Annotated in this window: 16 protein-coding genes and 1 pseudogene; 3 read left to right on the top strand and 14 right to left on the bottom strand. The window is 60.9% G+C overall.

Going from position 1 to position 19251, the window contains the following annotated elements:
- Nucleotides 1-61: 61 nt before the first annotated feature.
- The 8 genes and pseudogenes from ACI2KK_RS17560 to ACI2KK_RS17525 form a co-directional block, all read right to left on the bottom strand.
- Nucleotides 62-895, bottom strand: a complete 834-nt coding sequence (locus ACI2KK_RS17560) for a thymidylate synthase (protein ID WP_404669854.1) — start codon at nt 893-895, stop codon at nt 62-64.
- The gene (locus ACI2KK_RS17555; RefSeq protein ID WP_404669853.1) at nt 892-1398 is read right to left on the bottom strand and encodes a hypothetical protein; all 507 of its coding nucleotides are present in this window, start codon (nt 1396-1398) and stop codon (nt 892-894) included. Before ACI2KK_RS17555 ends, ACI2KK_RS17560 begins: the two co-directional genes overlap by 4 nt.
- Nucleotides 1395-3464, bottom strand: coding sequence for a tyrosine-type recombinase/integrase (locus ACI2KK_RS17550; RefSeq protein ID WP_404669852.1), 2070 nt, complete (start codon nt 3462-3464; stop codon nt 1395-1397). The genes ACI2KK_RS17555 and ACI2KK_RS17550 overlap by 4 nt, the downstream gene beginning before the upstream one ends.
- Nucleotides 3461-5809: a site-specific integrase gene (locus ACI2KK_RS17545; protein WP_404669851.1), complete on the bottom strand. Its 2349-nt coding sequence runs from the start codon at nt 5807-5809 to the stop codon at nt 3461-3463. Before ACI2KK_RS17545 ends, ACI2KK_RS17550 begins: the two co-directional genes overlap by 4 nt.
- Nucleotides 5806-6957, bottom strand: a complete 1152-nt coding sequence (locus ACI2KK_RS17540; protein WP_404669850.1) for a tyrosine-type recombinase/integrase — start codon at nt 6955-6957, stop codon at nt 5806-5808. The genes ACI2KK_RS17545 and ACI2KK_RS17540 overlap by 4 nt, the downstream gene beginning before the upstream one ends.
- A 222-nt stretch (nt 6958-7179) precedes the next feature.
- Nucleotides 7180-7848: pseudogene (locus tag ACI2KK_RS17535) on the bottom strand (thymidylate synthase); the annotation flags it as partial.
- 50 nt (nt 7849-7898) lie between these two features.
- Nucleotides 7899-8708 carry a prolipoprotein diacylglyceryl transferase gene (gene lgt / locus ACI2KK_RS17530; RefSeq protein WP_217841307.1) on the bottom strand — a complete coding sequence of 270 codons (810 nt, stop codon included), beginning with the start codon at nt 8706-8708 and terminating at the stop codon, nt 7899-7901.
- Nucleotides 8709-8724: 16 nt separating this feature from the next.
- Nucleotides 8725-9507, bottom strand: a complete 783-nt coding sequence (locus tag ACI2KK_RS17525; protein WP_404669849.1) for a sulfite exporter TauE/SafE family protein — start codon at nt 9505-9507, stop codon at nt 8725-8727.
- Nucleotides 9508-9637: 130 nt separating this feature from the next.
- Here ACI2KK_RS17525 and ACI2KK_RS17520 point away from each other — a divergent pair, with 130 nt between their 5' ends.
- A complete protein-coding gene (locus ACI2KK_RS17520) occupies nt 9638-10384 on the top strand; it encodes an NRDE family protein (protein WP_404669848.1) in 747 nt (248 codons plus the stop codon).
- Nucleotides 10385-10462: 78 nt separating this feature from the next.
- Here the strand turns inward: ACI2KK_RS17520 and ptsP are convergent, their stop codons facing one another.
- Nucleotides 10463-12742: a phosphoenolpyruvate--protein phosphotransferase gene (gene ptsP, locus ACI2KK_RS17515; RefSeq protein ID WP_217841304.1), complete on the bottom strand. Its 2280-nt coding sequence runs from the start codon at nt 12740-12742 to the stop codon at nt 10463-10465.
- A gap of 22 nt (nt 12743-12764) precedes the next feature.
- Nucleotides 12765-13244, bottom strand: coding sequence for an RNA pyrophosphohydrolase (locus ACI2KK_RS17510; protein WP_028688498.1), 480 nt, complete (start codon nt 13242-13244; stop codon nt 12765-12767).
- A gap of 140 nt (nt 13245-13384) precedes the next feature.
- On the opposite strand from ACI2KK_RS17510, the gene ACI2KK_RS17505 reads away from it, so the two are divergent.
- Nucleotides 13385-14041, top strand: coding sequence for an HAD family hydrolase (locus ACI2KK_RS17505; protein WP_404669847.1), 657 nt, complete (start codon nt 13385-13387; stop codon nt 14039-14041).
- 129 nt (nt 14042-14170) lie between these two features.
- Here the strand turns inward: ACI2KK_RS17505 and ACI2KK_RS17500 are convergent, their stop codons facing one another.
- Both ACI2KK_RS17500 and ilvA read right to left on the bottom strand, forming a co-directional pair.
- Nucleotides 14171-14596: a DUF2269 domain-containing protein gene (locus ACI2KK_RS17500; protein ID WP_404669846.1), complete on the bottom strand. Its 426-nt coding sequence runs from the start codon at nt 14594-14596 to the stop codon at nt 14171-14173.
- A 129-nt stretch (nt 14597-14725) separates the two neighbouring features.
- Nucleotides 14726-16240 carry a threonine ammonia-lyase, biosynthetic gene (gene ilvA / locus ACI2KK_RS17495; RefSeq protein WP_404669845.1) on the bottom strand — a complete coding sequence of 505 codons (1515 nt, stop codon included), beginning with the start codon at nt 16238-16240 and terminating at the stop codon, nt 14726-14728.
- A 135-nt stretch (nt 16241-16375) separates the two neighbouring features.
- On the opposite strand from ilvA, the gene rpiA reads away from it, so the two are divergent.
- Nucleotides 16376-17050, top strand: coding sequence for a ribose-5-phosphate isomerase RpiA (gene rpiA, locus ACI2KK_RS17490; RefSeq protein WP_404669844.1), 675 nt, complete (start codon nt 16376-16378; stop codon nt 17048-17050).
- A gap of 135 nt (nt 17051-17185) precedes the next feature.
- Here the strand turns inward: rpiA and ACI2KK_RS17485 are convergent, their stop codons facing one another.
- A complete protein-coding gene (locus ACI2KK_RS17485) occupies nt 17186-18091 on the bottom strand; it encodes an SdiA-regulated domain-containing protein (RefSeq protein WP_404669843.1) in 906 nt (301 codons plus the stop codon).
- Between the two features lie 92 nt (nt 18092-18183).
- A complete protein-coding gene (locus tag ACI2KK_RS17480; RefSeq protein ID WP_404669842.1) occupies nt 18184-19110 on the bottom strand; it encodes an SdiA-regulated domain-containing protein in 927 nt (308 codons plus the stop codon).
- Nucleotides 19111-19251 lie beyond the last annotated feature (141 nt).

Genomic DNA, 19251 nt, shown 5'->3' with positions numbered 1-19251 from the left:
CTTGCCATTCAACATCCCCATCCTGGCCAACCAAAATTTGGCTAGCCAGGCATCGACTCAGTTAGATCGATACGGGAGCAGGGATATGAGGATGTGGGTCATAGCCCACAATCTCAAAGTCTTCAAACTTGTAATCGTAGATGCTGTCTGGCTTACGCTTAAACTGCAACTTAGGCAGAGGGCGAGGATCACGAGTTAGTTGCAACTTAACTTGCTCAATATGATTCAAATAAATATGCGCATCACCCATGGTAACTACAACTTCACCAACTCCCAAATCGCACTGCTGTGCGAGCATATGAGTTAGGAAACTAACCCCAGCCAGATTATAGGGATTTCCGAGCAGTAGATCTGACGACCGAATATATAGATGCGCCGACAACTTATTGTTAGCCACATAGAATTGATAGAGCAAATGGCACGGTGGCAACGCCATCTTCCCGTTACGTGCATTCTCTTGTGGGCTAACCGACTCATCGGGAAGGTACTCGACGTTCCACCCATGGAAGAGGATGCGACGGCTGTTTGGGTTCGTCTTAAGCGTATTGACGACGTAGTCGATCTGATTGATGGTCTTGCCGTCCTGGGTGGGCCAGGCCGTCCACTGCTTGCCGTAGATCGGGCCGAGGTCACCGTCTTCAGTCGCCCACTCATCCCAGATACTGACACCGTGCTCCTTGAGCCATTTGGTGTTGGTGTCACCGTTCAAGAACCAAATCATCTCGTTGATGATGCTCTTGAAATGCAGCTTCTTGGTGGTGAGGAGCGGGAAGCCATCCTCCAGGTTGTGGCGGAATTGGCGACCAAAGACACTCAGCGTGCCTGTGCCGGTGCGATCGCCTTTCTCGACGCCATTCTCTAGCACGTCGGCCAGCAAATCGTGGTACATCTTCATTTCGGTTCCTCAAGGTTCGCGCTGATCAAATCCAGCGCGTCACGTAATTTCAAAATTTCGGCATCTTGCTCTTTGATCTTCCGGCGCAGCTCATCTGCGACTTGGACGTAGTAGTCCCTAGACTCGCGGACAGTGTCCAATCTCTTGTCTAGCGTGGCACAAGAGTTCTCAGATTCCTGATACCTATTGAACCAATAAAGCACTTCCAATCGACTCTTTTCAAGGCGTTGCATCAGAATCGTCTTGGGATCCTGCTTCTTCTCAGCCTTGACCTTCTGAGCGAGCACTTCAATGCGGCGATTGTCCTTGATCGCCTCAAGCCGCTGCGCCGGGAAGTCGCGCTGCCGGATAGTGTTGCGATGAATGCCTGTGATGCGGCTCAGCTCCGCCATCGTCGGCTTCAACTTCGGATCAGAGGCGATCTGCATGAGCCCCTGAGCCAGCAGCTCAGTGTTCCGGTCATAGTCGAGCTTATTTTTGGCATCAAACGCCTGGCCTGTCATACCTCGACCTCCTCACCCAGGTGCTCCAATACACCCTTGGCTTCCTCCATCGCCGCACGCAATTCTTCCTCCGCGCCTGCTGAGTTCGGAGAGCTCAAGGCCAACCTGTTCTGCACATAGATCTCCCGCCATTTAGGAGCGTGAGCCTTTGTGACCACGGCGTTTTTGCACCGATTCGGATTGCAACGCAGTGATCCGATGCAGGGCAGAGACTCGTCAAATACCTCGCGCTGACCGCCATAGCAGAAGCCTTGTCCCACATTGATGATCGCCATGCGCTTCTTGGCCATCTGGGCGATGATTTGCTCCTTGGTGTAGCCAGCAGCCATGTACCCGCTGAACACCTTCTTCATCCGCGCCTTGTGGCTCTCCGCATTGGGGCCGGCGTAGTTTCCGTCGGGATCGCAGTAGCTCTGGATGTACTCCTCCTCGGCCATTTGCGTCGGCGTCTTGCTAGATGAACGCCCACCCTTGGACAAGATCTCAGCGATTGCTCCGTACCCAAGCGTCACCGCACTGAATGCCTTGTTCTGGCCAGCACTACCGATAAGGTCACCAAAATGCTTCAACTGGTGAGAGATGAACGGAAGACCAAGCTCTGCCCTAGCCATCTGATAGGCCAACGTGTGCCGCAATGTGTAAGGCGAGAATTCCAGCGACTCGAACTCCTCGTCCGTCAGAATATCCTCGAAGAAAGCTCTGAACTGGTGAGTGATTCCAAGCGAGGACATTGAGTTTGGTTCGGCGTCCTGCGCGACAGTATCCACATTGGAGAATAGGTAAGGATTCTGCTTTACCTTAGCGATGAGGCAAGCCGCACGGATAGCGTCACGCACAATCGGGATCGCGATCCACTTGTCGTCGAACAGCTTGGCCAAGCCTTGGCGATGTTTGATCACATTGCTGATCAGCAACCAGTAGTCGCTCTCTTGCTCCATGCACGACTCGACCAGGATCTCGGAGAGCTCTGAGGGCCGCATGCCGGTGTACTGCGCCACGAGATAGCAGGCACTGTACGAGACGAAGTTGATGTACCGACGAAATTCATCGTCCAATTTCGCACTGGTGAGCTTGATCAAGGTTTCAGGTGCCTTGAAATCATGCTGACCGATCTCCGACAGATATTCAGGTCGAACCTCATCTAACGCCTCAGCCATCGCGTTGGATTCGTAGCCTTTCCTACGGAGCCGCAGAGCCACGTAGAGATCGAAGTTGTACCGCGACAGCTCTTGAGCGTTGGCTAACGAGTAGCCGCTAGCGTTTTGGCGGGTAAGGGCAACCAGGTCATCCACAGGCTCCCCCATAGTGCTTAGGAAATCGACCACTGCGAACGACGCCTCGCGAGAAGCCTTCTCAAAAACATCGTTCGGCAGAATACGGTATGTGCGCTCAGAATCAGCGACGTGCTTGAGTACCTTGGCCCAGACGAGCGATTCCAGTTGAACGTAAGGCAGTGGCTCTTCGAAAATCTGCTCCTCGAAAAATGGCGACCTGACCAAGGTAAAGAACTTCTTGAGATCAGGGCCAAAGGCGTAGGGATGAATGAGCGCTGCCTCCCGGTACATGCCCGCGTCGAAGTACGTCAGACCATGGTATCCAACCTCGAAGAACTCATCCGTCATCAGCTGACGCGCCTGCCCTGACATCGTATCCAGAAAGCTCAATCCCGCCTTCATGCATGAAATGGCGGTGTTGGCCTTGATGCTTCTAGGTGAGGCAAACGTGCGCAGTGCCGAAGGCATTTTAAGCCAGCAATACATGGCCACCTTGATCTCCAAGACCGCCGACCGATTGAGCAATGGGTATGCTTCAAAATTGAGCCGTAGCTTGGCTCCCTGGACGTTCCTGGCGGCGTTCGGATGATCGTCATTGAAGTCCCAGACGGCGTCGCCCAAGACGGAAGTCTTACTGACAGGCAACGCCATCAGCGCCTGGTACCAAGAGAGGGCCTCCATCGAAACAGGGGCCGGAACGGCAACGTTCTTGTGCAACTCAAGCATCAGGGTGTGAGCAGCTGTACGCCACTGTTTGTACGCAGCAAGTTCAGGGATCAGGGCGTGGTTCACAGCGTTACTCCCTCGGTCAGAATGCTGACCTGCAGGTTTTCAGAGAGGCGCTCAGCCTTGTTCAGCTCCTCTGCGGAAAAGTCCGATGTCTCAGGATCTAGAAGGTTGTTGAGCACATCAAGGTTGTCCAGGATGACGGCTCCGTAGGGCGTATCGAGCACCCGGTTGACCTCAATCATCCGCTGGTAGTCGCGCCGCATGGCGAAGAGCTCCGGCAGGTGCGACACCGTGATGATGCTGTTGCTGCATGAAAGGCACATGTTGAACAGCGTGCAGGGCTTTTTAGGGTCGTAGCTTGCCAAAGCCTTGATGAATGCTGGTGGATCAAAGACGTTCATGCAGGTCGCTAGGCCAGACCGAAGCGGGATCGCTTCTGGCGCCGACTCGATAGTTGTAGTCGGGATGAGCTTTGGAGCCTCCTGCAACGTGTCTTGCTGCATTTCATGGAGAACCTTATTCAGCATTCGGCGCGCCATGGGGTTGAAGTCCATCTGATCCAGATAGGCCATGGTGGTGCTAAGGCTCTTATGGCCTAGGAGCACCTGAATCTCGCGTGGAGACACGCCGCGTTCGATCAACTCGCTCACAAAGCTCGGTCGGAAACGTGACGGTGAGAGTTTGAGGGGGTTGCCATCTTCGTCAAGCAGCCCGTGATCCTGAGAGAACTTCTCCAGGGTCGTATTGAGCCGGTTGGAACCTGAGTTCTCAAAGGAATCTACAACTCCGTATTTCCTGGGAGAGCTTGAGCGGTAGATGAAGAGCTTGTTCTGAGCCTCGACAGGCGCATTCAAGCGGATCTCACGGGTCAGGTGCTTCACATCGTCAAAGATCTGCTTGACCACACGGCCTTGAGAGCTCGTCAGCCAAGAGATTTCCGCATGAAAAATATCAAGGGGAAGCATCTTTGCGCCTTCCGAACGCTCTTTCCAATACAGCAAGCAAGGGCGATCGGTTAAATCATGGCGCTCAATGAAATCATCCAGCTCCAGTCCCAGTAGCGAGTCAGCGTTCATCCCGGTAACTTGGGCAAGCCGAGCGATGTATGGCGCAATGACTCGACCATCAACCTGATACTGCACGCCCCAGCTTTTATAAACCTCGAAGATCGAAATTGACGAAGCCGAGATAATCGACATAAACGCCTTTTGATAAGGGTCGTTTCTATCTACGGATTCGAAGCTCAGGGGCTTGCAGTCGAGTTTGTTCTCAAAAATCCACCGAGCGTTATCCATGGTTTTGAGGCCTCTGCGCATGCTCCCGTCAGGGCTTAGTGGGTCTTCCCCTACGCGGCTTAGGACGTAAGGTTGGGCCAAGCGATTGGTTTCCTCAATCTCTTGCTCAATGACTTCCGAAATACGGTTTCTCACAGCCTGGGGATAAGGCTTGTACTGATCAGTTTCACGCTCAGCATCGAACCCCGCAGCGTTGACGAAACTGGTCAGTCCGAGTCCTTCGATTTGGACTGCGCGCGCCATCATTTTCCGTGCAGAGCTCATCATCGAACTGCTGTGGCTGGTCGACAGCGAACGCTCAAGGATCTTGTCCTGGAGATATGCTCTGAACTTGGGAAGGGTATAGGGGGTTACGAGCTCCCGGATATCCTCCATGCCTGTGTAGTTGGCCTCTATGAGATAGGCTCGGTAGTATTTGAAAGCTTCGATGAAATTCGACTGCCCTGACGCACTACTGCTCTTCATTGATGAAGCACTGAAGAGGTGCAGCAGGTGCTGGAAGGGGCGCTCCGGTTCCGGACTTACGAGGTCGGACAGGCGATGGATGCGGACTGAGCGCAAAGCGTTGAAGGCGTATCGCAAAGATTCCGTGGGTTTGCTCTCTGGTTTAGAGGCAATCCGTTGTTCAACAGTTTGGTATTCAGGATCGAGTACGCCGAGCTTTCGAAGGTCGTCAAGGATCTCCCCAAATGTGATCCTCACGAGCTCATATTTCGTCCTCACCCCACTGAAGCCTGCTAACTCTGGAATCTCGCTGAGGTAGCCCCGATCCTTGATGTTATTGCCAAACACCGGAATGGCCAGCTTCTCCTCCATAGACATACCTTCGTACCAGGCAAGGATCCGGCGACGCCATTCACAGGCGCCCGAGGGATGACCAGAGATGATGATGCCTTCGGCTCGCATCGCATCGAAGATCGGCTCAAAGTATGAAGTGCGCTTGGAGATCGCCATTTGGCTGAGGTTGGTCTGCTCAATGACGTAGCTAGGAGCTACGGCCAAGTCCTCCCCCCTGCTTAGGCATACCCTGAGCAATGATTCACGATCATCAGTGACGCGGGCCACAAACGATTCAATGACAGCATCTACCTGAGCGCTAGTCAGCCGACTCATTTCATATCTCCCGCATCAATTTTCAGGCGCGTCTGTTGGGATAGCTCAGCCATCTCGCCTGCTTTCGTCTTGGTTTCAGTTCCGGGGCGTACGAGCTTCTGGTAGAGGTCGTAGGGGATCTGGGTATAGGTTTCCGACGTGCTGAGGCGCGAATGACCCAGCGTCTTTTGCACGGTCACTAGCCGGTCAAGGTAATCACTACCAATGTCTGGCGTCCTCAACAGGGCATAGGCGTTCCCGTGCCTCAACTTGTGGGGAGAGATCATCCTGTCGATTTTCAGCAGGTTCAGCGCTCGCTCGGATGTGCGCTCCAAGAGCTTGGAGATCGAACGAGGGGTGTACTCACCACCCTCCGCATTCAGGAAAGCAGGGGTGTTCTCAGCTCCCTTGAATTGACGCTTGGTCATTTTGTACAGCGGCGAAGCATGGTACTTCTTGATGCGCAGCAGCGTGGCGCGGCTGACCAATGTCTGGCGGGGCTTGAAGGAGTCCGCAGGGCCTTTGCTTCCATCAATATGCAGCGGGCAGTAGTCCGCGTTCACCGGTTCTGAGACACCAGGTGAGATGAACAACGTGTCCTGGAATTGAAGGGCATCATCGATGGCCTTGAGGGTCACTCTCGGGACTTCTGAGCGGCGCACGCCTGCGTCGTACATGAACTGGAGCAAGCAACGCTCACGCTCACTCTGCGTGGCCAGGATGAGCTCTCTGAGATTATTCAGGGAACAGGCCACCACCAAGTTCTTGTTAGGACGGGGAGATAGGTACCCGGCAGTGTAAGGGTTAGGCGCGGTACGAGGCGCGGGTACGTCGTCCACTCCCCGGCATAGAGAATCGTTGAAAAACGCCATCAAAGCCGAATCCCGGTTGCGCACCGTCTTCTTGGAAAGGCCTTCTGCCTCGCGCAGGTGAGCGAAGTACTCCTCGATCACGTGGGTGCGGATTTCCAAGAACCCTGAGTCACGCTCGCAATCACGGAACTCACGGCGGTTCATCAGGTACTCGCAGGTGTACCCGAGGTTGCGACCATAGGTGATGGCCGTCTGCTGGGATATATCGGCTTCCCGGAGCGCGTAGGATAGGTAACCCGATATCAAGGGCATCAGGCGCTCATCGTCATCAAAGACGGCTGTCCCTGTGACGTTCACGGCTTCCTGAATTGGGGATTCTTCGGAGGGGTCGTCCCGCCTGGTTGGGGACTCTCTGAAATCTAGGGGGGCGCCCCTAACTGCAATGACCTTCACGGCTTCCTCTCTCTTCAAAGCGGCCCGTACTATACACAATGTGCATTTCGTACTGGGGCACAATAAATGAGCTTGGAAGGTAAAGCCTTACTACGCAGCCATTGCGTACTGTGCAGGTTCTTCGAGGGGGTATAATAGGCCCAGGTCGTTGGAGCGGATGTAGAGCGTCAGGGAGATCTCTTTGGTCTCGACATTCGGGTGGAACTGGTACAGCAGGTGGCACGGCGGCAGGGCCATTTCGTCCAGCTGGGCGCAGTTCCAGCCGTGGAACAGGATGCGCCGGCTGCCCGGGTCGTTGGCGATGGTGTCCAGGCACTGGCGCACCTGGTCGATGGCCTTGTACAGGATGACGAACGCCTGGCCGTCCTCCTCGTCCTTGGCGATCTGCCGGAAGCCGGCCTTTTCGGCCATTTCGATAGCCGCCGGGTTGCTCAGCGGGATGCGCTTGTAGCCCGGCCACTGGCGCCATTGCACGCCGTAGATCTCGCCGAGGTCGTCATGCCCCTGGCGGAACGGGTTGGCCAGCCACTGGGCGTTCTCGTTGGCGTTCTGGTCCCAGACCTTGCAGCCCAGCTCGCGGAATTGGCCGGCGTTTTTCACGCCGCGCAAGAAGCCCACCATTTCGCCGATCGCCGACTTGAACGCCAGCTTGCGCGTGGTAACGGCCGGGAAGCCCTTTTGCAGGTCGAAACGCAGCATGGCGCCCGGCAGGCTGATGGTGCGGATACCGGTGCGGTTTGCCTGCAGCGTGCCGTTTTCGATGACGTCACGGACCAGGTCCAGATACTGTTTCATGGCTTACCTGTAGCGAACACGGCAGGGGGATCGCCCCTGCCGTGGTGGGTTCATTGGGCGGGTGTCGCCGTTGGCTTGCGATTATAAGCCCACCAGATCAGGCCGAGGCCAGCCAGGATCATCGGCACGCAGAGAATCTGACCCATGGTCAGCCAGCCCCAGGCGATATAACCCAGCTGGGCGTCCGGTACGCGGACGAACTCGACGATGAAACGGAAGATGCCGTAGAACAGCGCGAACATGCCGGAAACCGCCATGGTCGGACGCGGCTTGCGCGAGAACAGCCAGAGGATGAGGAACAGCGCCACGCCTTCCAGGGCGAACTGGTACAGCTGCGACGGGTGACGCGGCAGCTGGGCCGGGTCGCTGAACGGCGGGAAGATCATCGCCCATGGCACGTCGGTGGGCTTGCCCCACAGCTCGGCGTTGATGAAGTTGCCGATACGCCCGGCGCCCAGGCCGATCGGCACCAGCGGGGCGACGAAGTCCATCAGTTCGAAGAACGACTTGTTGTTGCGCTTGCCGAACCACAGCGCCGCCAGCATCACACCGATGAAACCGCCGTGGAACGACATGCCGCCCTTCCACACCTCGAAGATCAGGGTCGGGTTGGCCAGGTACTGGTGCAGGTCATAGAACAGCACGTAGCCCAGGCGGCCCCCGACGATCACCCCCATCGACAGCCAGAACACCAGGTCGGAGAGTTTTTCGCGGTTCCAGGTGGGGTCGAAGCGGTTCAGCCGGCGCGAAGCCAGCAGCCACGCGCCGCCGATGCCGATCAGGTACATCAGGCCGTACCAGTGGATTTTCAGCGGCCCGAGGGCCACGGCCACGGGGTCGATCTGCGGGTAAGGCAGCATGGTTAGTCCTCTTGGTTCAAATCAGAAAGCTTGCGCCGACGCAGAACAGCAGCGCGGCGAACAGGCGCTTGAGCAGGCGCGGCGACAGCTTGTGCGCCAGGCGCGCGCCAAAGCGGGCGAAGAACATGCTGGTCACGGCAATGCCGACCAGCGCGGGCAGGTATACGTAACCCAGGCTGTGGGCCGGCAGGTGCTGCTCGTGCCAGCCCAGCCACATGAAACTCAGGGCGCTGGCCACGGCGATGGGCAGCCCGCAGGCCGACGAGGTGGCCACCGCCTGCTGCATCGGCAGGCTGCGCCAGGTCAAAAACGGCACGGTCAGCGAGCCGCCACCGATGCCGAAAATCGCCGAGGCCCAACCGATCACCCCGCCTGCAGCAGTCAGCGCCGGCTTGCCGGGGATGCCGCGGCTGGCTTTGGGCTTGACGTCCAGGGCCATCTGCACAGCGATCACCAGGGCGAACACGCCGATGATCTTCTGCAGCATCGGGCCCTGGATCAGCGAAGCAGTCTTGGCCCCGACCAGCGCGCCGAGCAGGATGCCGAGGGTCATCCAGGCGAAGATCGGCCACTGCACCGCGCCCTTGCGCTGGTGCTCGAGCACGGCATTGATCGAGGTGAAGACGATGGTCGCGAGCGAGGTGCCGACCGCCAGGTGGGTGAGCACCGCGGGGTCGAAGCCTTGCAGGGTGAAGCTGAACACCAGCACCGGGACGATGATGATGCCGCCGCCCACGCCGAACAGCCCGGCCAGCACGCCGGCACAGGCTCCCAACAGCAGGTAGAGTACGAATTCCATTCGCCGCCCCAGTGAAAACGATGCGGCATGGTAACGGAAGCCGCGCCTGTGGCTCTAGTGAACTCTGTGTCAGGTGATGGCCTGGCGCCGGGGGCGCGGGTAGAGTGGCGAAAAACACAAGGGGCAAGCTATGTGCCTGATCGTCTTCGCCTGGCGGCCCGGGACCGCCCGGCCGCTGATCGTTGCGGCCAACCGTGACGAGTTCTACGCCCGCCCCACCCAGGCCCTGGCGGCCTGGGAAGACACGCCGGGGGTGCACGCCGGGCGTGATCTGGAGGCCGGCGGTACCTGGCTGGGGGTCGGGCCGCAGGGGCGCTTTGCGGCGCTGACCAATATCCGCGACCCGGGCCAGGCGCTGGGGCCGCGTTCGCGGGGCGAGCTGGTGGCCAGCTTTCTGAGCGGCGAGCTGGGCGTCGAGGCATACCTGGGCCAAGTAGCCAGCCGTGCCGGGCAGTATTCCGGGTTCAACCTGCTGGTGGGCGATGGCCAACAGCTGGGTTACCTGCATGCCCGCGAAGCCGCGCCGCGCTTGCTGGCACCTGGGGTGTACGGGTTGTCCAATGCCGGGCTGGATACACCGTGGCCGAAGCTTGTGAAGGCACGCAGGGGGCTGGAGGGGCTGCTTGAATCGACCGACCCGCAGCGCTTGCTGGAATTGCTGGCCGATGGTGAGCCGGCGGCGGACAGCGAACTGCCGGAAACCGGCGTGGGGCTGGCTACCGAGAAGCTGCTGTCGAGTGTGTTCATTGCCAGCCAGAACTATGGCACGCGGGCGAGTACGGTTTTGATTGTGGATAAGTCAGGGCGGCGGCACATGCTGGAGCGCAGCTTCGGGCCGTTTGGGGGGCATCTGGGGGAGGTCAGCCTGGAAATCTGATCGCGGGGCAAGCCCGCTCCCACGCCGTGTGCCATAGCGTGGGAGCGGGCTTGCCCCGCGATAGGGCCGGTGCAGGCTTCAGAGGCTCTTGTTGGCCCCAGGCCCGATCATCCGCGCCAGGCCCAGGTTCTTCAGGGCCAGCTGCAGCGCGCTATGGGTGAGTTGCGGGTTGTCGTGGCTCAAGGCGTCGGCCAGCAGTTCCTTGGCCTTGCTCATGTTCACCTGGCGCAGCATCCACTTCACCTTCGGCAGGTTGGTGGCGTTCATCGACAGGCTGTCAAAACCCATGGCCATCAGCAGAATCGCCGCCGCCGGGTCACCGGCCATCTCGCCGCAGATGCTCACCGGCTTGCCTTCGCCATGGGCGTCGCGCACCACGGTGTTGAGCGCTTGCAGCACCGCCGGGTGCAGGTAGTCGTACAGGTCGGCGACCCGCGGGTTGTTGCGGTCCACCGCCAGCAGGTACTGGGTCAGGTCGTTGGAGCCCACCGAGAGGAAGTCCACCTGGCGCGCCAGCTCCTTGGTTTGGTACACCGCGGCGGGGATTTCCACCATCACCCCGACCGGCGGCATCGGCACGTCGGTGCCTTCGTCACGCACCTCGCCCCAGGCGCGGTGGATCAGGTGCAGGGCTTCTTCCAGCTCGTGAATGCCAGAGATCATCGGCAGCAGAATACGCAGGTTGTTCAGGCCCTCGCTGGCCTTGAGCATGGCGCGGGTCTGCACCAGGAAGATTTCCGGGTGGTCAAGGGTGACGCGGATGCCGCGCCAGCCGAGGAACGGGTTTTCTTCCTTGATCGGGAAGTACGACAGCGCCTTGTCGCCGCCGATGTCGAGGGTGCGCATGGTCACCGGCAGCGGGTGGAAGGCCTGCAGTTGCTCGCGGTAGATCGCCAGCTGTTCCTTCTCGCTGGGGAAGCGCTGGTTGATCATGAACGGCACTTCGGTGCGGTACAGGCCCACGCCCTCGGCGCCGCGCTGCTGGGCGCGGGCGACGTCGGCCAGCAGGCCGGTGTTGACCCACAGCGGCATGCGGTGGCCATCGGGGGTGATGCACGGCAGCTCGCGCAGCGCATCCAGGCCTTGAGCGAGCTGGCGTTCTTCCTCGACCACTTCGCTGTACTGCTTGCGCAGCACTTCGCCGGGGTTGGTGAACACCTCGCCCTTGTAGCCGTCGACGATCAGCTCAATGCCGTCGACCTTCGAATACGGCAAATCGACCAGGCCCATGACGGTGGGGATGCCCATCGCCCGGGCCAGAATCGCCACGTGGGAGTTGCCCGAGCCCAGTACCGAAACCAGGCCCACCAGCTTACCTTCAGGCACTTCGCCGAGCATGGCCGGGGTGAGTTCTTCGCTGACCAGGATGGTGTTGTCCTGGTACACCATTGCCTGCGAGCGGGCCTCTTGCAGGTAGGCCAGCAGGCGCCGGCCCAGGTCCTTGACGTCGGAGGCGCGCTCGCGCAGGTAGTCGTCGTCCATCAGTTCGAAGCGGTTGACGTGCTCGCCGACCACCTGGCGCAGGGCGCCCTGGGCCCACTGGCCGGTCTTGATGACTGCGACCACCTCGCCACCAAGGGCGGCGTCTTCGAGCATCATCAGGTACACGTCGAACAGCGCGCGCTCTTCGGGGCGCAGCTGGGTGGCCAGCTTGGCCGACAGCTTGCGCATGTCTTCGCGCACGCCTTCGAGGGCGTTGTTGAACAGCTTGAGTTCGGTGTCGATGTCTTCGACGGTCTTGTCCGGCACCACCTCGAGGTCGGCCGGCGGCAGCATCACCACGGCTCGGCCCACGGCAGCGCCCGGCGAGCCCGGCACGCCGACGAAGCGCGCCTCCTGGATGCCTTTGCCCTGGCGGCCCAGGCCACGGATGGAACCGGTGGCCTCGGCGTGGGCGATAACCCCGGCAAGCTGGGCGCTCATGGTGACCAGGAAGGCTTCTTCGCCTTCGTCGAACTGGCGGCGCTCCTTCTGCTGGATGACCAGCACCCCTACCACGCGGCGGTGGTGGATGATCGGCGCACCGAGGAAAGAAGCAAAGCGTTCTTCGCCGGTTTCGGCGAAGTAGCGGTAACGCGGGTGGTCGGCGGCGTTTTCGAGGTTCAGCGGCTCCTCGCGGGTGCCCACCAGGCCCACCAGGCCTTCGTTGGGGGCCATGCTGACCTTGCCGATCGAGCGCTTGTTCAGGCCTTCGGTGGCCATCAGCACGAAGCGGTTGGTTTCCGGGTCGAGCAGGTACACCGAGCAGACCTGGCTGCCCATGGCCTCCTTGACGCGCAAGACAATGATACCCAACGCCGTCTTGAGATCTTTGGCGGAGTTCACTTCCTGGACGATCTTGCGCAGCGTATTGAGCATGGCTCGGGGTCGGACTCCGTCGTCAGTCGCGCGTCAGCAGGCGCGGGGCTAGCTCTTTCAGGGCGCGCCGGTACACCTCGCGCTTGAATGTCACCACCTGGCCCAACGGATACCAGTAGCTGACCCAGCGCCAGCCGTCGAATTCCGGTTTGCCGGTGAGGTCCATGCGCACCCGTTGCTCGTTGCTAACAAGGCGCAGCAAAAACCACTTCTGTTTCTGGCCGATACACAGCGGCTGGCTGTGGGTACGCACCAGGCGCTGCGGTAAACGATAACGCAACCAGCCACGGGTGCAGGCAAGAATTTCCACGTCCTGGCGTTCCAGGCCCACTTCTTCGTTCAGCTCGCGGTACAGGGCGTCTTCTGGGGTCTCGTCAGGGTTGATGCCACCCTGGGGGAACTGCCAGGCATCCTGGTTGATCCGGCGAGCCCATAGCACCTGCCCGGCATCATTCGTAAGAATGATCCCGACATTGGGGCGAAAACCATCCGGGTCGATCACGGCAGCAACCTCGCAAACGCATGTCACCGCATTGTTCCACAAAGCCTGCGAGCGCAGCAACGCACCCGCAAGCTTATGTGCAGCAAGGTGAAAACGCCGTATTCTGCGGGGCCTCCCGAAGATTTGCGCGAGACTTGCACATGCGCCTGGCTTTATTCGACCTGGACAATACCCTCCTCGGCGGCGACAGCGACCACGCCTGGGGTGACTACCTGTGCGAACGGGGCATTCTCGACCCGGTCGCGTACAAGGCACGCAACGATGCCTTCTACCAGGACTACCTCAACGGCACCCTGGACCTGCAGGCCTACCTGGCCTTCTCCATGGAAATTTTCGCCGCCACCGAGCCTGAACAGCTGCACCGGTGGCACCGCGAATTCATGCGCGACTGCATCGAGCCGATCATCCTGCCCAAGGCCCTGGCGTTGCTGCAGCAGCACCGCGAGGCGGGCGACCAGCTGGTGATCATCACCGCCACCAACCGCTTCGTCACCGCGCCCATCGCCCGCCGCCTGGGCGTGCGCGTGCTGCTGGCCACCGAATGCGAAATGCACGACGGGCGCTATACCGGGCGCAGTACCGATATACCCTGTTTCCGTGAAGGCAAGGTGACGCGGCTGAACCGCTGGATGCTGGAGAACGGCTTCGACCTGCAGGACAGCTACTTCTATAGCGACTCGATGAACGACCTGCCTTTATTGGAGCAGGTCACTCACGCGGTGGCCGTGGACCCGGACCCGAAGCTGCGCGCCGAGGCCGAGATGCGAGGGTGGCCGGTGATTTCGTTGAGGGATTGAGGCTTTCCTGTTACGGCCCTTTCGCGGGTAAACCCGCTCCCACAGGTACTGCACAAGCCTTCAAGCCTGTGAGATCCCTGTAGGAGCGGGTTTACCCGCGAAGAGGCCCGCCCAGGCGATAACAGCCTGTCAGACCGGCTTGGCACCCATCAGCCCGGCAATCGACAAAAAGCACACCCCGCTGAACACCGCCAGCGCCAGGGTGAACTTCAGCCCCACCAACTCAGCCTTGCGCAGCCGGTTCAGGCGCACCAGCAGCCACCATACGGCAAAGGCGCCGAAGGTATAGATGACGCTGGAGGCCAACACCCAGGTCTGCCCCAGCGGCCAGCCCACCAGGTGCACCAGCCACCAGCCGGTGAACGGCATGCTCACCAGGCACAGCCCCATCAGCAACCAGACGAACACCAGCGGCCGGCGCAGCAGCTTGGCGTAGGCCTCGCTGTCGCCCTTGCGGCGGGCCAGCACGGTCCAGATGGCCAGGCCCAAGGCGCCGAGCAGCAGGATGGCGGTGGCGGCGATGTGCAGGGTCTTGAGGGTGGTCAGGTGTTCCATGTCTTGGTTGTCCTTAAGCAGGCCTTTTTGCAGCAGCTTCTTCGCGGGCAAGCCCGCTCCCACAGGGACCGCACAGGCCCTTATGCCCGTGAATAACCTGTAGGAGCCGGCTTGCCGGCGATGGCGCCATCAGCCCAAGAATAGCTTGTAAGCCGGGTTCTCGGTCTCGTCCCAATACGGGTAACCGATCTTGGCCAACGCCGCCGGCACCAGGTGGCGCTCTTCCTCCGGCACCTGCAGCCCCGCCACCACGCGCCCGTCAGCCGCGCCATGGTTGCGGTAGTGGAACATCGAGATGTTCCAGCGCCCACCCAGCTTGTTGAGGAAGTTGAACAACGCCCCCGGCCGCTCGGGGAACTCGAAGCGCAGCACCATCTCGTCGCTGGCCCCGGCCGAATGGCCGCCGACCATGTGGCGGATGTGCAGCTTGGCCAGTTCGTTGTCGGTCAGGTCGGTTACCGGGAAGCCCTGCTCGGTCAGTTGCTGCACCAGCAACGCGCGCGGGTCGTTTTCCGGGTGGGTCTGCACGCCGACGAAAATATGCGCTTCGTCCGAGGTGTGCTTGCGGTAGTTGAACTCGGTGATCTGGCGCTTGCCGATGGCCTCGCAGAACGCCTTGAAGCTGCCCGGGCGCTCGGGGATGGTCACGGCGATGATCGCTTCGCGCTTCTCACCCAGCTCGGCGCGCTCGGCTACGTGGCGCAGGCGGTCGAAATTGACGTTGGCACCCGAATCGATGGCCACCAGGGTTTGCCCGCTCACGCCCTTGAGCTCGACGTACTTCTTGATGCCCGCCACGCCCAAGGCGCCGGCAGGCTCGGTGATCGAGCGGGTATCGTCGTAGATATCCTTGATTGCCGCGCAGATCTCGTCAGTGCTGACGGTGATCACCTCATCCACATGATGGCGGCAGATATCGAAGGTGTGCTGGCCGATCTGCGCCACCGCCACGCCGTCGGCGAACAGCCCGACTTGCGGCAGCACCACCCGCTCGCCAGCAGCCAGCGCGGCCTGCAGGCAGTTGGAATCGTCCGGCTCGACGCCGATCACCTTGATTTCCGGGCGCAGGTATTTCACGTAGGCAGCAATGCCGGCAATCAACCCGCCGCCGCCCACCGGCACGAAGATCGCGTCCAGCCGGCCCGGGTGCTGGCGCAGGATCTCCATGGCCACGGTGCCTTGGCCGGCGATGGTGTGCGGGTCGTCGTAGGGGTGGATGTAGACCAAGCCCTTTTCGTCGACCAGCTTCAGCGAGTAGGCCAGGGCCTCGGGGAACGAGTCGCCGTGCAGCACCACCTTGCCGCCGCGCGAGCGCACGCCTTCGATCTTGATCTCGGGGGTGGTCTTGGGCATCACGATGGTGGCCTTGATACCCAGCTCCCGTGCTGCCAGGGCCAGGCCCTGGGCGTGGTTGCCGGCAGAGGCCGTGACCACGCCGCGGGCCAGCTCCTCGGCGCTGAGCTGCGCCAGCTTGTTGTACGCCCCGCGAATCTTGAACGAGAACACCGGCTGCAGGTCTTCGCGCTTGAGCAGCACGTTGTTGCCCAGGCGCTTGCTCAACTGCCCGGCGCTGTGCAGCGGGGTTTCGACGGCAACGTCGTAGACGCGCGAGGTGAGGATCTTCTTGACGTACTGTTCGAGCATCGGGAAAGCATCACTGGGCCGCGGGACAAGGGCTGGGAGTCTACCGCAGCGGGCTGTCGGGCGACCACAGCAAAGCCGCGCAAGCCGTTATACTAGGCGACTTTGCAATCCGCCCTGCCCCTTCCCGGAGCCCGCATGACCCAGGACCAACTGAAACAGGCCGTCGCCCAGGCCGCTGTCGACCTCATCCTCCCCAAGCTGGATGACAAAAGCGTCGTCGGCGTCGGCACCGGCTCCACCGCCAACTTCTTCATCGACGCCCTGGCCCAGCACAAGACCGCCTTCGACGGCGCCGTGGCCAGCTCCGAGGCCACCGCCCAGCGCCTGAAGGGCCATGGTATTCCGGTGTACGAGCTGAACAGCGTCAGCGAGCTGGAGTTCTACGTGGATGGCGCCGACGAGAGCGACGCGCACCTGAACCTGATCAAGGGCGGCGGCGCGGCCCTGACCCGCGAGAAGATCGTCGCGGCAGTGGCCAAGACCTTCATCTGCATCGCCGACGCCAGCAAGCTGGTGCCGGTGCTGGGCGCCTTCCCGCTGCCGGTCGAGGTGATCCCCATGGCCCGCAGCCACGTGGCGCGCCAGCTGGTCAAGCTGGGCGGCGACCCGGTGTACCGCGAAGGCGTGCTGACCGACAACGGCAACGTGATCCTGGACGTGCACAACCTGCAGATCACCAACCCGGTGGAGCTCGAGGCGCAGATCAACGCCATCGTCGGCGTGGTCACCAACGGCCTGTTCGCCGCCCGCCCGGCCGATGTGCTGCTGCTGGGTACTGCCGAAGGCGTGAAGACGCTCAAGGCCGAGTAAACAGCCCCCTGTAGGAGCCGGCTTGCCGGCGATAGGGCCCGATCAGGCAAAGTTGTTGCCCGGTCGGGCGCCATCGCCGGCAAGCCGGCTCCTACAGGGGTCGCGTCAGCCTTCAGGTTTATATCCTGGGGTACGTCAGTCCTGGGGCTTTTCGAACACGTAGAACAGGTTCGGCTCGCTCACCAGGTACAGCCTGCCCGCCTCGTCCATGGCCATGCCCTCGGCCTGCGGCACGGTTTTCTTCAGGCCCTGAAAGCCCTTGCGCAACGACAAGGTGCTCAGCGGCCGGCCCTCGACATCCAGCTCCAGCACCAGGCGCGATTCATCCGACAAGGCCAGCAGGTGCCCGCTGCGCTCGTCGTACTGCAGGCTCGACAAGTCGCGCACGAATAGCCGCCCATCACGCTTGCGGTCCTGCACTACATGCACGGCATACGGCTGCTCGGGGTTGGTGTGGGGGAACCCATGCACCTCGTAGATCAGCATCGGGTCGCGCTCCTTGGCCACGAACAGGCGCTGGCCCGCCGAGTCGTAGGCCAACCCTTCGAAGCCCTTGTTGCCGTTCAGGCCGATGCCCAGGGTGAGCTGCTCGGCATCGCTGGCATCGAGGAACAGGGTGTTTTCGTCCAGGCGCACACGAATCAACCGCTGTTGGCGCTCATCGGTGATCACGTAACTGCCCGGGCCCACGTATTCCACCGCTTCGGGGTCGCCGAAGCCGGTCAGCGGCACGCGCCGCAGAATACGCCCGTCCAGCGACAGCTCGATCAGCTCGGGGCTGGAGTTGGTCACGGTGAACAGGGTCTTGCGGTCGGGGTCGTAGGTCAGCGCCGAAACATCGTCATGCAGCCCGTCGATGGGCTGCGCCTCGAGCATTACCCGATAGCGATCCAGGCCGATGCCCTGCTCGCTCGGCTGCCACCAGGCCTTGAGGTTGAACCAGCCACGCTCAAACAAGCGAAACTCATGCCCCGCCACGCCCAGCAGGGCCAGGGTTGAAAACAACAGGGCAGCAATGATCAGGCGGTAGCTTCGGCGCATCAGGGCAGGCTCGGACTGGTAAAGGTGCGAATCTAACCATTAACGACTGAAGCAAAGCTTAAAGCCTGCGTGGGAAACAACTGGCAGTTTTGTCAGTTCTTTCTGAAGCGATAGAACAGGTTGGGTTCGCTGACGAAATACAGGTTGCCCTGGTCATCCATGGTCACGCCTTCGGCACGCGGGATACCGGCCTTCAGGCCGTTGAAACCACCCAGCAGGGCCATGAAACTGACCTGGTCGCCCTTTTCGTCCAGCTCCAGCAGCATGTTGGAGTCTGCCGACAGCGCCAGCAGGTGCCCGGTACGTGGGTCGACGGCCAGTGCCGACAGGTTGCGCAGGTCCAGCTGATCGCTGGGCAGGGCCTGTTTTTCACCCTTGGGCGGGCTGCGCCCGTCACTGCTCCAGGCATACAGCTGCGGCGGGCGCTCGGCGCCAACCAGCAGGCGCTGGCGCATGGCATCCCAGGCAAGGCCTTCGAAGCCCTTGTTGCCCTTGCCGGCATCGCCAAGCTCGAACCCTTGGTAGTCGCTGCGCTTGAGCGAGGTGGTGGTGGCATCGACCTTGACCATCACCAGGTCGTGCTGGCGCTCGTCGACAATGCCGATCAGGCCGTCTTCCATCACCGCCACGGCTTCCGGGTTGGACCAGCCCTCCAGCGAGATCTTGCGCAGCACGTTGCCGTCGAGGTCGAGCTCGGTGAGGAAGGGGTGCTTGCCCATCACCGCGAACAGGGTACGGGTATGCGGGTTGAACGACAGGTCCGAGGCTTCATCCCGCTCCATGCCCGGCAGCGGCTTGGCGTCGATATCCACCACGTAATCCGGCAGCCAGATGCTTTCCTGGCGCACGGCAGCGCTTTGAAAGCGCTCCTTGAGCCACAGCAACCCGCGGTCGTCCCAGTGCATGGCCATGGCCACGCCGTAGGCGATCACTGCCAAGGCACCCAGCCAGACAGGCCAGCGCAGCCACAGCTTGCGTTTGGGGGCAGGTGAATGGGGCGCAGCGGTGGGGATGACCATCAAGGGATCCTGTCAGTTTGCCGTGATGTCTTCCTAGGCTTTTTAGGAAAAGTGCCTGCGCGACGATCATGCTGCGTTGAAAACAGGCTCGGAATGCTCATTTGCAACCAGCAAACTCCGCTTCCTCGCCTGTTTTCGCCT

Source organism: Pseudomonas sp. NPDC089406, assembly GCF_044900265.1.
Lineage (GTDB): Bacteria > Pseudomonadota > Gammaproteobacteria > Pseudomonadales > Pseudomonadaceae > Aquipseudomonas > Aquipseudomonas fakonensis.
The sequence above is the reverse complement of the archived record's forward strand: the minus strand, read 5'-3'. Positions and strand labels throughout refer to the sequence as shown.

What these genes read in the sequence shown, in the direction of transcription:
- ACI2KK_RS17560 (WP_404669854.1), bottom strand. Translation starts at nt 895, where the DNA reads ATGAAGATGTACCACGATTTGCTGGCCGACGTGCTAGAGAATGGCGTC.
- ACI2KK_RS17555 (WP_404669853.1), bottom strand. Translation starts at nt 1,398, where the DNA reads ATGACAGGCCAGGCGTTTGATGCCAAAAATAAGCTCGACTATGACCGG.
- ACI2KK_RS17545 (WP_404669851.1), bottom strand. Translation starts at nt 5,809, where the DNA reads ATGAGTCGGCTGACTAGCGCTCAGGTAGATGCTGTCATTGAATCGTTT.
- lgt (WP_217841307.1), bottom strand. Translation starts at nt 8,708, where the DNA reads ATGCTGCCTTACCCGCAGATCGACCCCGTGGCCGTGGCCCTCGGGCCG.
- ACI2KK_RS17525 (WP_404669849.1), bottom strand. Translation starts at nt 9,507, where the DNA reads ATGGAATTCGTACTCTACCTGCTGTTGGGAGCCTGTGCCGGCGTGCTG.
- ACI2KK_RS17520 (WP_404669848.1), top strand. Translation starts at nt 9,638, where the DNA reads ATGTGCCTGATCGTCTTCGCCTGGCGGCCCGGGACCGCCCGGCCGCTG.
- ptsP (WP_217841304.1), bottom strand. Translation starts at nt 12,742, where the DNA reads ATGCTCAATACGCTGCGCAAGATCGTCCAGGAAGTGAACTCCGCCAAA.
- ACI2KK_RS17505 (WP_404669847.1), top strand. Translation starts at nt 13,385, where the DNA reads ATGCGCCTGGCTTTATTCGACCTGGACAATACCCTCCTCGGCGGCGAC.
- ACI2KK_RS17500 (WP_404669846.1), bottom strand. Translation starts at nt 14,596, where the DNA reads ATGGAACACCTGACCACCCTCAAGACCCTGCACATCGCCGCCACCGCC.
- ilvA (WP_404669845.1), bottom strand. Translation starts at nt 16,240, where the DNA reads ATGCTCGAACAGTACGTCAAGAAGATCCTCACCTCGCGCGTCTACGAC.
- rpiA (WP_404669844.1), top strand. Translation starts at nt 16,376, where the DNA reads ATGACCCAGGACCAACTGAAACAGGCCGTCGCCCAGGCCGCTGTCGAC.
- ACI2KK_RS17485 (WP_404669843.1), bottom strand. Translation starts at nt 18,091, where the DNA reads ATGCGCCGAAGCTACCGCCTGATCATTGCTGCCCTGTTGTTTTCAACC.
- ACI2KK_RS17480 (WP_404669842.1), bottom strand. Translation starts at nt 19,110, where the DNA reads ATGGTCATCCCCACCGCTGCGCCCCATTCACCTGCCCCCAAACGCAAG.